The sequence below is a fragment of the Sphingomonas sp. genome, assembly GCF_048594985.1.
Classification (GTDB): domain Bacteria; phylum Pseudomonadota; class Alphaproteobacteria; order Sphingomonadales; family Sphingomonadaceae; genus Sphingomonas_I.
In genome coordinates, this window is record NZ_JBMDXG010000325.1 from 1 (window position 1) to 11,808 (window position 11,808).

12 protein-coding genes, 1 tRNA gene and 2 pseudogenes are annotated in these 11,808 nt (G+C 70.0%); 10 read left to right on the top strand and 5 right to left on the bottom strand.

Going from position 1 to position 11,808, the window contains the following annotated elements; translation table 11 throughout:
• Nucleotides 1–219 (bottom strand): annotated as a pseudogene (locus ACOJSF_RS13265) (hypothetical protein); the annotation flags it as partial.
• Complete coding sequence (locus tag ACOJSF_RS13270; RefSeq protein ID WP_420142673.1) at nt 216–911, bottom strand: cell division ATP-binding protein FtsE; 696 nt, start codon at nt 909–911, stop codon at nt 216–218. The pseudogene ACOJSF_RS13265 and the gene ACOJSF_RS13270, both read right to left, overlap by 4 nt.
• A gap of 100 nt (nt 912–1,011) precedes the next feature.
• Between ACOJSF_RS13270 and ACOJSF_RS13275 the strand changes: the two genes are divergently transcribed.
• Entirely contained in the window at nt 1,012–1,668 is a 657-nt protein-coding gene (locus ACOJSF_RS13275) for a zinc-ribbon domain-containing protein (protein WP_420142674.1), read from the top strand.
• Between the two features lie 122 nt (nt 1,669–1,790).
• Nucleotides 1,791–1,877 (top strand) — tRNA-Leu (locus tag ACOJSF_RS13280).
• Nucleotides 1,878–2,034: 157 nt separating this feature from the next.
• Here the strand turns inward: ACOJSF_RS13280 and ACOJSF_RS13285 are convergent.
• Together ACOJSF_RS13285 and ACOJSF_RS13290 are read right to left on the bottom strand one after the other, a co-directional pair.
• Nucleotides 2,035–2,526 (bottom strand): DoxX family protein, encoded by a 492-nt coding sequence (locus tag ACOJSF_RS13285; RefSeq protein WP_420142675.1) that lies wholly within the window; start codon nt 2,524–2,526, stop codon nt 2,035–2,037.
• A gap of 87 nt (nt 2,527–2,613) precedes the next feature.
• Nucleotides 2,614–3,459, bottom strand: a complete 846-nt coding sequence (locus tag ACOJSF_RS13290) for a MipA/OmpV family protein (protein WP_420142676.1) — start codon at nt 3,457–3,459, stop codon at nt 2,614–2,616.
• Nucleotides 3,460–3,587: 128 nt separating this feature from the next.
• On the opposite strand from ACOJSF_RS13290, the gene ACOJSF_RS13295 reads away from it, so the two are divergent.
• The 8 genes from ACOJSF_RS13295 to ACOJSF_RS13330 all read left to right on the top strand — a co-directional run bounded on the left by ACOJSF_RS13295 (nt 3,588) and on the right by ACOJSF_RS13330 (nt 10,778).
• On the top strand, nt 3,588–4,448 hold the full coding sequence (locus tag ACOJSF_RS13295; protein WP_420142677.1) for a LytTR family DNA-binding domain-containing protein: 861 nt from the start codon (nt 3,588–3,590) through the stop codon (nt 4,446–4,448).
• Between the two features lie 103 nt (nt 4,449–4,551).
• Nucleotides 4,552–7,173, top strand: a complete 2,622-nt coding sequence (locus ACOJSF_RS13300; RefSeq protein ID WP_420142678.1) for a glycoside hydrolase family 3 C-terminal domain-containing protein — start codon at nt 4,552–4,554, stop codon at nt 7,171–7,173.
• 78 nt (nt 7,174–7,251) lie between these two features.
• The gene (locus ACOJSF_RS13305; RefSeq protein WP_420142684.1) at nt 7,252–7,827 is read left to right on the top strand and encodes a NifU family protein; all 576 of its coding nucleotides are present in this window, start codon (nt 7,252–7,254) and stop codon (nt 7,825–7,827) included.
• 23 nt (nt 7,828–7,850) lie between these two features.
• Entirely contained in the window at nt 7,851–8,441 is a 591-nt protein-coding gene (locus ACOJSF_RS13310; RefSeq protein WP_420142679.1) for a malonic semialdehyde reductase, read from the top strand.
• Between the two features lie 4 nt (nt 8,442–8,445).
• Entirely contained in the window at nt 8,446–9,081 is a 636-nt protein-coding gene (gene tsaB / locus ACOJSF_RS13315) for a tRNA (adenosine(37)-N6)-threonylcarbamoyltransferase complex dimerization subunit type 1 TsaB (protein WP_420142680.1), read from the top strand.
• Complete coding sequence (locus tag ACOJSF_RS13320) at nt 9,078–9,536, top strand: GNAT family N-acetyltransferase (RefSeq protein WP_420142681.1); 459 nt, start codon at nt 9,078–9,080, stop codon at nt 9,534–9,536. The genes tsaB and ACOJSF_RS13320 overlap by 4 nt, the downstream gene beginning before the upstream one ends.
• 86 nt (nt 9,537–9,622) lie before the next feature.
• Nucleotides 9,623–10,045 (top strand): Fur family transcriptional regulator, encoded by a 423-nt coding sequence (locus tag ACOJSF_RS13325; protein ID WP_420142682.1) that lies wholly within the window; start codon nt 9,623–9,625, stop codon nt 10,043–10,045.
• A gap of 10 nt (nt 10,046–10,055) precedes the next feature.
• Nucleotides 10,056–10,778: a lysophospholipid acyltransferase family protein gene (locus tag ACOJSF_RS13330; RefSeq protein ID WP_420142683.1), complete on the top strand. Its 723-nt coding sequence runs from the start codon at nt 10,056–10,058 to the stop codon at nt 10,776–10,778.
• On the opposite strand, the pseudogene ACOJSF_RS13335 reads toward ACOJSF_RS13330, so the two are convergent.
• Nucleotides 10,762–11,757: pseudogene (locus tag ACOJSF_RS13335) on the bottom strand (TonB-dependent receptor); the annotation flags it as partial. The gene ACOJSF_RS13330 and the pseudogene ACOJSF_RS13335 sit on opposite strands and share 17 nt — an antisense overlap.
• Nucleotides 11,758–11,808 lie beyond the last annotated feature (51 nt).

The window sequence follows — 11,808 nt, forward strand, 5'->3', positions numbered from 1 at the left end:
CCGCGCGGGATCGACCGCGATCACCTGCACGATCAGCCGCCGTTCGGTCGCGCGCAGCGTGTCGGCCGCACGGCCGAGCGCCAGCGTGAAGGCGCAGGCGAGCAGCATTAGCACGGTAGTCGCCGCGACCAGCCAGGGCAGCGCCCCGGGGCGGCGCGCGGGGGGCAGAAGCGGGGCGGACACCATGGGGATGGCCGGGCGCGGGGCGGCGGGGCTCATGCCGCACTCTCGCGCGGGGTAGTGGGCAACGCCTCGATCCGCCCGCGCGCCAGCCGCATCGTCACGGCGCGCGGCACCTGCCCGACCAGACCGAGATCATGCGTCGCGACCAGCACGGTGGTGCCCTGCGCGTTGAGGTGGCGGAGGAGGTGGAGGATGCGCGCCGCCATCTCCCGATCGACATTGCCGGTCGGTTCATCGGCGACGATCAGCTCGGGATGCGCGATCACGGCGCGGGCGATGGCGACGCGCTGCTGCTCGCCGCCCGACAGGGTCGCGGGCAGCGCGTGCCGGCGCGGACCCATGCCGACCCAGTCGAGCATTTCGCGCACGCGGGGGGCGATCTCGTCTTCCGCCATGCCGGCGATGCGGAGCGGGAGCGCGACATTGTCGCTTGCGGTGAGCGCGGGGACGAGGCGCGAATCCTGATGCACCACCCCGATCCGGCGGCGCAGCGCGGGGAGGCGCGCACGCGGCAGCCCGTCCGTATCCTGCCCGAACAGGCGGACGATCCCCCGGCTGGGGCGCGCGGCGAGCGTGACGAGGTTGAGGAAGGAGGTCTTGCCCGCGCCCGAGGCGCCGGTGAGGAAATGGAACGAGCCGGGCGCGAGCGCGAAGCCGAGCCCCGACAGGATTTCGGGCCCGGTGCCGTAGCGCAGGCCCACATTGTCGAACTGCACGATGGCGGCCATGCGGCGCGCGATACTCCTTCGCCGAACCCGCCGACCCCTTGGCATGGGCGCGCGATGCATCGCAAGCCGCACGCGACCCCTTGCGGGGGCGGGGCCGCCCGTGCTTGATCCGGGGATGCTGCTCACCTGCCCGAACTGCGGCGCGACCTACGACGTTCCGGAAACCGCGATCGGCCCCGAGGGCCGCAAGATACGCTGCCGCGCGTGCGATACGCGCTGGTTCGAGCCCGCGCGCACCCCCGCCGAGGCGGCGGCGCCTGTGCCGGTCACGCCCCCCGAGCCGCCGGTCGAGCCCGCGCCGTCCGCCCCGGCTATCGTGCCCGCGCCGCCGTCGCGCAGGCGGCTGCCGTGGTTGCTGCTGATCCTCGTCCTGCTGGTGATCGGGCTGGGCGCGGGAGTCGCGTCGATCGTGTGGGGGCCGCAGCGCGTCGCCTCACGGCTGGGCATCGCACAGGATCGCGTGCCGCTGGGCATCGCGATCACGCGCGAACCCGACTGGCGGATGATCGCGGGCGGCAGCCAGTTGTTCGCGGTATCTGGGCGCATCTGGAACCCGACCGACGTCGAACAGAGCGTGCCCGACATCCGCGCCGAGCTGAAGGACCGGCAGGGCAGGACGGTCTATGCGTGGACGATCACGCGGCCGGTGACGCGGCTGGGCCCGGGGCAGCAGGCGAGCTTCGACGGGGCGGCGGTCGACGTGCCGGACCCGTCGAGCAACATCAGCGTGAGCTTCGCCGGCACCGACGCGCGCTGAAGGCTGGACGGACGCGGGAGCGGCGGTCTCGCGACGACGCGAGAGGGGCATTGCGGGGTCCGAAACCCTCTGCTAGGGGCACCGCCTCACCAGCCGGGGCGTGCCCCGGAACATCCCGATGTGCGGTCGTGGCGGAACTGGTAGACGCGCAACGTTGAGGTCGTTGTGTCCGAAAGGACGTGGAAGTTCGAGTCTTCTCGACCGCACCATTCGCCCGCTTGAGGGCGGGACAGATCGGAACCGCGGCTTTCGGGCCTGCTCGCAGGCCGCCGTCCTTCGATATTCCCCTGACGATGCTCGCGATCCGCTTGATCGGAGGCGCATGGGGCAAGGGCTGCCACACGCCTCCCGGGATCTCCGCTTCCTTTAGAGTTCGCGTCCCAGCGCGGTATCGATCGACCAGGCGACCGCGCCGTGCATGGCGATGACCAGCGCGATCACGCCCAGGATGATCGGATATTCGATCCCCCGGTCGATCCACGGATAGGTGGGTCCAAGCGCGACGCAGATCGCCACCATCTGCCCGACGAACAGCGCGGCGATTAACCGTGTCGCGAAACCGGCCGCGATTGCGAGCCCGCCGAACGTCTCCAGCAGCGCGATGAACAAGGCCAGCTGCGGCGCGAAGGGCAGGTGCAGCACGTTCTGGATGAGGTTGGTCGATCCGGCCATCGGATCGGCCATCGATCCGTGCGCGCTGCCGGTCAGCTTCGGCAGGCCATGCGTGACGATCGTGAGGCCGAAGGCGACGCGGAGGAGGACGTAGCTCGCCACCCTGCCGCGTGCAGAGAGGGGCCCCAGCGCGGGGACGATCAGGCGGGTCGGGCGGGCCGTGCCGGCCGGCGGAAACTCGGACATGGGGCGTTCCTCGGTTCGTTACGCCGGCGATAATGTTCGGCCTCGTGCTTCGTTGCGAGCAGATCGATACGCGGCGGCGAAAGCCGGTCAGAAGCGGAAGGTCAGCCCCACGCCGCCGGTGATCTGGGTGCGCGATCCGTCCTCGACGATCGGGCTGTCGCGCGCGTCGCCGACATAGCGGGTGGCGCCGATCCGCCCGAGCACGCCCCACCGCCGGGAGAATTGGAAGCCGGCGGTCACGCCCGCGCCGACATCGCGCAGGCCGTCGCCTGGGCGGGTGGCGCGTAAGCCGGTACGCGCGGCCTCGTCGGGCGTGATGCCGAAATAGGTGCGCATATAATGGCCGTCGGCCCACGATATCTGGCCGTCGATGTCGGCAAAGACGCGGCCCGCGCGGAGCAGCGCATAGGAGATCTGGCCGGTCGCGACGACGCCGTCATGCGCGTCGGCGACGTCCTTGAGCACGGTCAGATCGACGCCGATCTCGCCCTGGCCACGCGCGTTGCCGCCGAACCGGTAGCCGACGAACCCGCCGACCTCGACCGGCCGGTCGATCGCGTCCAGCCCGTCGAGCGGCGCGCGCGTGTCGGCGCGGTTGCGATTGCCGCGCGTTCCGATCGCCGGCCCGAGCATGAACGGGCTTTCGCCGAAGAGGTCGACCCGCGCGCGCAGCCCGCGCAACTGAAATTCGAGCCCCTTCCAGTCGACGGTGGCGATGAGGAAAGGCGAAGCCTGATAGCGGTCGGCGCCTTCATAGCGCGGCGTCAGCGCCGCGCCGAGGCCGATGAAGCCGGTGGCGCCACCCTGTTCCACCGCGGCGGGCGTGTCCGGGGCAGCCCTGGGAATCGTATCGCCCAGCGTCTGCTGCGCCGCACCTGGCGCCGCGAGCAGGGCGAGCCCGCCGAGGACGATCAATCCGGGATATCGAAGCATTCCGTAACTCTCCACCACGACCGGCGGGCGTGCTAGGAGCCGGAGGGAAGCCGCACGAAACGCTTTTGCGGCAGTGCGTCACTTTGTTCGCGAGGCGGCCATGACGACCCGAAACCGTACCATCGGCGATGCGTGATTTCGCGAAAATGCGGGAGGCGGCGCGAGGCGTGGACGCGCAGGGGCGCGTTGCGATCGCGCTGATCGTCGGCATCCTGTTCGGCTGGCTCGGCCCGTTCGATACCGACGAATTGCCGCTGTTCACCAATCTCGGCTTCTGGACGTCGATGTGCCTGCTGTGGTTCGTCGTGTCGTCGCCGATCGAGATCGCGCTCGCCTCCTTCTGGGACGGTTGGCCCAGGCGGACGCAGTGGGAGCGGTTGCTGCTCAAGGTGCTGCTGGCCGCCCCGATCGCGGCGTCGCTCGCCACCTTCGCGCTGGATCGGCTCGACCGGTGGGAACCCAGCCTGTTCGAAATGGCCGACCTGCTGTCGCAGACCATCGTCATCGGCGGATTGCTGGAGATGATCGCGGCCGCGACTTTGGGCGGCCGGGGCAGTCCTTTCATGCGCGAGGCCCGCATCGCCACGGCCGGTCCCGTTGCAGGGGCGGGTGCCCCCGCGACCGTCATCGATCCGACGCACGACAAACCTGACCGGCAGGAGAATGCGGCGATCGCGCCCTCGCCGCTGGTCGATCGGCTGCCCCCGTCCGTGCGGGGCACGGTGCTATGTCTGCAGATGCAGGACCATTATGTGCGTATCTATACCGATCGCGGATCGCACCTCGTGCTCATGCGGTTGAAGGATGCGATCGCGGAGTTGAACGGCACCGACGGGCTGCAAGTGCATCGATCTTGGTGGGCGGCGCGGGCGGCCATCCGATCGGTCAGCAGGACCGGCCGGACGACGATCCTCACCTTGTCGAACGGGCTGACCGTGCCCGTATCGCAACCCTACATCGCGGACGTGCTCGCCGTTCTGCCGGCCTGACCCGGTCCATCGCCGCTGGCGCGGGTTGCGGCCATCCGCGCTGTCTTGGCAAGCGCCTGCGCGAATGGCATCTTCATATCATATATGATAAGGAGAGGGCTGAATGAGGGGGATCACGCGGGTCGCGATCGGATGCGTCGCGACCGTGCCGCTGTGCGCGGGTGTCGCGCGGACGCTGCCATTCCAGGATAGCACGCTGCCGGTCGAGCGGCGGGTCGACGATCTCGTCTCGCGCCTCACGTTGGAGGAAAAGGCGTCACAGCTCGTCAATCAGGCGCGTGCGGTTCCGCGCCTGGGCATCCCTGAATATAATTGGTGGAACGAGGCACTGCACGGCATCGCCGGCGGCGGTTACGCCACCGTCTTTCCGGAGCCGATCGGCCTTGCCGCAACGTTCGACGCCCCCGCCATCCATCGCATGGCCGAGGCGATCGGCACCGAAGGGCGGGTCAAGTGGAACATGCTGCAGCGGACGGGCAAGGCGCCGCGGATCATGCAGGGGCTGACCTACTGGTCGCCGAACATCAACATCTTCCGCGATCCGCGCTGGGGGCGGGGCCAGGAGACCTATGGCGAGGATCCGTTCCTGACGGGCAAGCTTGGCGTCGCCTTCGTCCGGGGCATGCAGGGCAACGATCCGCGCTATTATCGCGTGTCCGCGACCGCCAAACATTATGCGGTCCACAGCGGTCCCGAGGTCGGGCGCCATTCGGACAATTTCGACGTCAGCCTCCACGATCTGGAGGACACCTACCTGCCCGCGTTCCGCGAGCTGGTGGTCGACGGCAAGGTCGAGTCGGTCATGTGCGCCTACAATGCCATCAACGGCGAACCGGCCTGCGCCAACCGCTTCCTGCTGAAAGACCGGCTGCGCGATGCCTGGGGCTTCAAGGGCCACGTTGTCGCCGACTGCGATTCGATCGCGGACATCCAGCGCGGGCACCATTTCGTCGGCACGCTGGCGCAGGCGGCGGCGGTGTCGCTGAAGCTGGGGGTCGACAATGACTGCACCGAATATGGCCGCGCGCCGGGGCCTACCTCCGATTACGACCGCTATCGCGAGGCGATGCAGCAGGGGTTGGTGACGCAAAGCGAGGTCGACCTGTCGCTGCGCCGGCTGTTCACCGCGCGGATGCGGCTGGGCATGTTCGATCTGCCGGAGCAGGTGCGGCCGGGCCAGGTCGCCGACGCCGCGCTGAACTCCCCCGCGCATCGCGAGCTCGCGCTGACGCTGGCGCGCAAGTCGATGGTGCTGCTGAAGAATGACGGCACGCTGCCGGCCCGTCCGGCGGCGGTGAAGAGGATCGCGGTGGTCGGCCCGCTCGCCGACCAGACCGATCCGATGCTGGGCAATTATCGCGGCCAGCCGTTGCAGGCGGTGTCGCCGCTCGACGGCATCCGCGCCGAATATCCCGATGCGGAGATCGTGTTCGAGCCCGGCACCGATTTCCTGCGCGTGGCCGAACCCGTGCCGACCGCCGCGCTCAAGACCGACGACGGGCAGCCGGGGCTGAAAGCCGAATTCTGGCGCAACGGCGCGTTCTCCGGCGCGCCGGCGCTGACCCGGATCGACGCGCGCGTGGCGTTCGATCGCAACGCCCCCGCCGCGATCCCCGATGCGGAGACCGTCTCGGCACGCTGGACGGGGCAGGTCGCCGCCCCGGCCGACGGCGTCTACAAGATCGGGATCGACGGCCGATCGGCCAAATTGTGGATCGACGGCCGGCTGGTCGCCGACAACACCAACCCGCAGCAGCGCGGCGCCAACCTGGTCACCATGACATTGCGCAAGGGCGAGGCCCATGCGGTGCGGATCGAGCAGACGCCGAGCCGCTTCCCGCCGCGCTTCGTGTGGAACGAGGTGCGCGCCGACGCACTGGCGCGCGCGGTCGCGGCCGCGCGCGCCGCCGACCTCGTCATCGCGGTGGCGGGCATCACCTCGGCGCTGGAAGGCGAGGAGATGACGGTCAACATTCCGGGCTTCTCGGGCGGCGACCGCACCAGCCTGGACATGCCGGCGGACGAGGAAGCGGTGCTGAAGGCGGTCAAGGAGACGGGCAAGCCGCTCGTGCTGGTGATCATGAACGGATCGGCGCTGTCGGTGAACTGGGCATCCAGGAACGCCAATGCGATCGTCGATGCCTGGTATCCGGGGCAGGAGGGCGGCACCGCGATCGCGCAGACGCTGTCGGGCCGCAACAATCCGGCGGGACGGCTGCCCGTGACCTTCTATACGGGAGTCGACCAGCTTCCGCCGTTCCGCGACTATGCGATGGCGAACCGGACCTATCGTTATTTCAAGGGCGAGCCGCTTTATCCGTTCGGCCATGGCCTGAGCTACACGTCGTTCGCCTATGACCGGCTGACATTATCGAGGAAGAAGCTGCGCGCGGGCGGCAGCCTGGGCGTCGACGTCACCGTGCGCAATACGGGCGCGGCGGCGGGCGAAGAGGTGGTCCAGCTGTACCTGACGATGCCCGAGCGGCCCGGCTTCCCGCTGCGCGCGCTCAGGGGCTTCACGCGGATCGCGCTTGCGCCCGGCGAGTCGCGGCGCGTGCATTTCGACCTGGACCCGCGCGCCTTGTCGGGGGTGACCGCGGAAGGCACGCGCAAGGTCGTCGCCGGAGGATATCGGATCGCCGTCGGCGGAGGACAGCCCGGGACCGGGGCGGCCGGCGTCGAAGGCGCGTTCGCGGTCACGGGGGAGCAAGCGCTGCCGATCTGAGCGCAAAGCGCGCGAAAGGCGGGGTCCAAGGGCTCCGCCAGCCTTGATCCGATCGGCGCGTCGGCCCACATGGGCCCCATGCTGATCGAGACGGAAACGACGCCCAACCCGGCGACCCTGAAGTTCCTGCCCGGACGCCCGGTGATCGAGGCCGGGCCGCCGCGCGACTTCGCCGATGCCGACGAGGCGGAGGCGTCGCCGCTTGCCGCCGCCTTGTTCTCGCTCGGCGACGTGACGGGGGTGTTCTACGGACGCGACTTCATCGCGGTGACGGCGGGCGAGGGGGTCGACTGGCGCGACCTGAAGCCGCAGGTGCTGGGCGTCCTGCTCGACCATTTTTCGAGCCACGCGCCCTTGTTCAAGGCCGGAACCGCGCACGACATCGTGATCGAGGACGAGGCCGAGTTCGCCGAAAATCCCGGGGACGCCGACATCGTCGCGCAGATCAAAGACCTGATCGAGACGCGCGTGCGGCCGGCGGTGGCGAATGACGGCGGCGACATCGTCTATCGCGGCTTCGATCGCGGCACGGTCTATCTGGCGATGCACGGCGCATGCTCCGGCTGCCCGTCGTCGACCGCGACGCTGAAGCAGGGCATCGAACAATTGCTCAAGCATTATGTGCCCGAGGTGACCGAGGTCCGCGCCGCCTGAGCGTGGCCCAGCAGGGGGATCGAATGACCGAAGCCATGTCCGACGCCGTGCTCGACCGCGTTTTCCGCACGGCGCGCACGCATAATCACTTCACCGACCGGCCGGTGGGCGAGGACGCGCTGCGCGCGATCTGGGATCTCGTGAAATGGGGGCCGACCTCGGCCAACCAGGAGCCGCTGCGGATCGTGTGGTGCACGAGCGCGGAGGGCAAGGACAAGCTGGCGGCGCATTGTTCGGGGACCAACGCGCCCAAGGTCCGCGAAGCGCCGGTGACGGCCATCCTGGCGATGGACATGGAATTTTACGAGAAGCTGCCGCAGCTGTTCCCGCACACCGACGCGCGGTCATGGTTCGTCGGCAACGAGGCGCTGATCCGCGAGAGCGCGTTCCGCAACTCGACGCTGCAGGGCGCCTATTTCATCATCGCCGCGCGCCTGCTGGGGCTAGATTGCGGGCCGATGTCGGGCTTCGACGCGAAGGGCGTGGACGCGGCCTTCTTCGCGGGCACGCCGTACAAGACCAACTTCATCTCGACGCTGGGTTATGGCGACCCGGCTACGTTGCACGATCGCCTGCCGCGCCTATCGTTCGAAGACGCCAACCAGATCGTCTGAGCGCGTGACGGCGCTGGTGATCGAGACGGCAACCGCCGCCTGCTCGGCGGCGCTGCTCGACGGCGCGCGAGTGCGCGCCGCGCGGCATGAGGTGGTCGGGCGCGGCCATGCCGAGCGGCTGGTGCCGATGATCGGCGAAGTTCTGGCCGAGGCGGGCCTTGCCCGCGCCGATACGATCCTGGTCGATTGCGGGCCGGGCAGTTTCACCGGTATCCGGGTCGGACTGGCGGCGGCGCGCGCGCTCGGGCTTGCGTGGGGCGTGCCGGTGGCGGGCTATAGCGCGCTCGCGCTGATCGCGGCGCAACTGGGCGAGGATGCGGCGGACGAGAGGGAGGCGCAGGTAGGCGTGGCGATTCCCGGCGGTCATGGCGAGCTGTTCGTGCAGCGTTTCGCGCGCCGGCCGGTGCTGGCCGCGCTGACGCCCGTCCGGTCGCTGCCCCCGGCCGAGGCGGCGGCGGCGGTTCCCGACGCGTTGGTGCTGGGAGCCGGCGCGGCCGCCCTGATCGCGGCGCGCGGACAGGGCGAGGCGCGCGACAGCCTGCCCGACGCGGCGCAGGCCTGGCGGTTGCCGCCCGCGCTCGCGACGCTGGCCCCCAGCCCGCTCTACGGACGCGCCCCCGACGCGGCGTTGCCCCGGTGACGATCGCGACGCGCGAGGCGGGCGCCCCCGATATCGACGCGCTGATGGCGATGATGGGGCAGGCGTTCGACCCGGCTTTCGGCGAGGCGTGGAACGAGGGCCAGTGCCTCGGCATCCTGTCGCTGCCCGATACATGGATGACGTTCGCCGCGATCGACGGCGCGAATGCGGGCTTCGCGCTGAGCCGCTTCCTGATCGACGAGGCCGAACTGCTGCTGCTCGCGGTGCCGCCCGAATGGCGGCGGCGGGGCGTCGCGCGCACGCTGATCGAGCGGACCGCCGTGATCGCGCGCGAACGGGGCGGACGGCGCCTGCTGCTGGAGGTGCGTGCCGACAATGCGGCGATCGACCTGTATCGCGGTGCGGGCTTCGCCGAGATCGGCCGGCGGCGCGATTATTATCGCGGCCCGTGCGGGCTGCGCGACGCGATCACGCTCGCGCGGCCGCTCGGATGATGGCGGACGGGACGTGGACTGCCTCGCCGTGGCGACCGTGTTCCGAGAGACTTTCTTCCGGCGCAAATTGGCTCTAGCGTCGAATCATGCCGCGCAAGATCGACGTAGAGGCGCTGTGCGCCGACAAGGGGCTGCGGATCACGGAGCAGCGCCGGGTCATCGCCCGGGTGCTGTCCGAGGCCGAGGACCATCCCGATGTGGAGGCGCTGCACGCACGCGCCTCGGCAATCGATCCGGGCATCTCGATCGCGACGGTCTATCGCACCGTCCGCCTGTTCGAGGATGCGGGCATCCTGGAGCGCCACGACTTCGGCGATGGCCGCGCGCGCTACGAAGCGGCGGCCGAGACGCATCACGACCATCTGATCGATGTCGAGACGGGCAAGGTGATCGAGTTCGTCGACGCCGAGCTGGAGGCGCTGCAGAAGCTGATCGCCGAACGGCTCGGCTATCGCCTGGTCGATCACCGGATGGAGCTGTACGGCGTCTCGACCGAGCGCAAGGACTGAGCCTCCGCGCATGACGTTCCGCGCGGCGGGCCGGGTGCTTGGTCTGGCGATCCTGCTGCTCCTGACGCTGCCGCCGTTCGCGATTGCCCGGACGTTCGGCAAGGGCAGCTATTGGGTACGGTTCTTCCTGGGCGGCGCGGGCTGGCTGCTCGGTCTGCGCGTGACGGTCGAGGGCAAGCCGTTGCGCGGCGACGCGCTCTACGCAGCCAATCATGTGTCCTGGCTCGACATCCCCGCGCTGGGCGGGACAGTGCCGGTGCGCTTCATCGCCAAGTCGGAGATTGCGGGCTGGTCGGTGATCGGCTGGCTCGCCACGCTGGGCGGAAGCGTGTTCGTCGCGCGGCAGCGGCGGAGTGAAGCCCGCGTGCAGGCGGATGCGGTGACGGCAGCGCTGCACGAAGGCGTGCCGGTGGTGCTGTTCGCCGAAGGGGGAACGGGTGACGGGGTGAGCCTGACGCCGTTCCGCGCCTCGCTCTTTTCATCCGCCAATGCCGCCGGGGCGGCGGCGCAGCCGGTCGCGATCGATTATGGCGCGCGCCAGGCGGAGATCGCCTGGCCGAAGGGCGCGAGCTTCGGGCATGAGATCAAGCGGATGCTGAACCGGCCGGCCCCCGTGCGCGTCACGCTGCGTTTCCTCGCCCCGCTCGACGGCGCGACGCTCGACCGCAAGCGGCTGGCGGGGGAGACGCACGGCGCGATCGGCGCCGCGCTGGGGCTCAGCCGCCCAGCCTGAGCCCGATCCACAGCGTGCGCGGGGTGGCGCGCTCGACCAGACCGTCGGCGGACAGCGTCGCTTCGACCCGTGTCCCCGTGACGTTCTCGGCGCGCGCCTCCAGCGAGAGATTGCCGCGCAGCGGTACGCGCGCGAGCAGATCGAGCGTGGTCGCGTCGTCGAGCCGGCGGCTGTTCTGATCGTCCTCGAACTGGCTCGACACGTAGCGGACCGTCGCGGTGGTGGTGAGCCCCGACAATTCGGTCCGGCCGACCGTGACCGATGCCTGGTGCGGCGGAGTCTGCGCGGGGCGGAGGCCGTCGAGCGCGGCGGATAGGCCCGAGCCGCGCACGCGCGCGTCGGTGTAGGCATAGGAGGCGGTCAGACGCCATTGGCCGTCGGTCAACTGCGCGTCGAATTCGACGCCGCGCGCACGGATCGCGTCGAGATTGCCGCGCTGGCGATAGACGCCGCCCGCCGCGACGAACCCAACGCCCGGGAAATTGCCCGGCCCCCGGCCGAGCGTGATGTTGCCGATCGCGTCCTCCAGCTTGTTATGGAAGGCGGTGACCGAGACGCGCGCGTTGGGGAGCGGCATCCAGTCGACGCCGCCGTCGATCCCGCGCACGCGTTCGGGCTTGAGATCGGGATTGGCGGCGGTCGCATCGGTGCCCGCGCGGAACGGTCGATACAGCTCGTTGAGCGTGGGCAGGCGCCAGCCAAGATAGGCGGCCGAGCGCAGCCGCCAGTGCGGATCGGGCATCCACGACACGCCGCCGCGCGCGGTGGTGCGCGTGCCGTCGCGATCCGGGAAATCGGTGTAGGTCAGGTAACTGCCGTCGGCGATCGTCTGTTCGCGCAGGCGGCCGTCCGAAATCCACCAGCGATCGACCCGCGCGCCGCCGGTAAGCGTCAGCCGCTCGTCGAGCGGTACGCTGAGATCCGCGAACAGGCCGGCGGTGGTGGTCTCGCCGCCCGCCACGCGCAGCCGGGTCGGCTGGCCCGCGACAGAGGTGTAGCGTTCGTTGGTCGCGCCTTAGTAGTAGCGCGT

Bases quoted from the DNA above. Each gene is read 5' to 3' on its own strand.
- ACOJSF_RS13330 (WP_420142683.1), top strand. From the start codon at position 10,056: ATGACGTTCCGCGCGGCGGGCCGGGTGCTTGGTCTGGCGATCCTGCTG.
- ACOJSF_RS13270 (WP_420142673.1), bottom strand. From the start codon at position 911: ATGGCCGCCATCGTGCAGTTCGACAATGTGGGCCTGCGCTACGGCACC.
- ACOJSF_RS13300 (WP_420142678.1), top strand. From the start codon at position 4,552: ATGAGGGGGATCACGCGGGTCGCGATCGGATGCGTCGCGACCGTGCCG.
- ACOJSF_RS13290 (WP_420142676.1), bottom strand. From the start codon at position 3,459: ATGCTTCGATATCCCGGATTGATCGTCCTCGGCGGGCTCGCCCTGCTC.
- ACOJSF_RS13285 (WP_420142675.1), bottom strand. From the start codon at position 2,526: ATGTCCGAGTTTCCGCCGGCCGGCACGGCCCGCCCGACCCGCCTGATC.
- ACOJSF_RS13325 (WP_420142682.1), top strand. From the start codon at position 9,623: ATGCCGCGCAAGATCGACGTAGAGGCGCTGTGCGCCGACAAGGGGCTG.
- ACOJSF_RS13310 (WP_420142679.1), top strand. From the start codon at position 7,851: ATGACCGAAGCCATGTCCGACGCCGTGCTCGACCGCGTTTTCCGCACG.
- ACOJSF_RS13295 (WP_420142677.1), top strand. From the start codon at position 3,588: ATGCGTGATTTCGCGAAAATGCGGGAGGCGGCGCGAGGCGTGGACGCG.
- ACOJSF_RS13305 (WP_420142684.1), top strand. From the start codon at position 7,252: ATGCTGATCGAGACGGAAACGACGCCCAACCCGGCGACCCTGAAGTTC.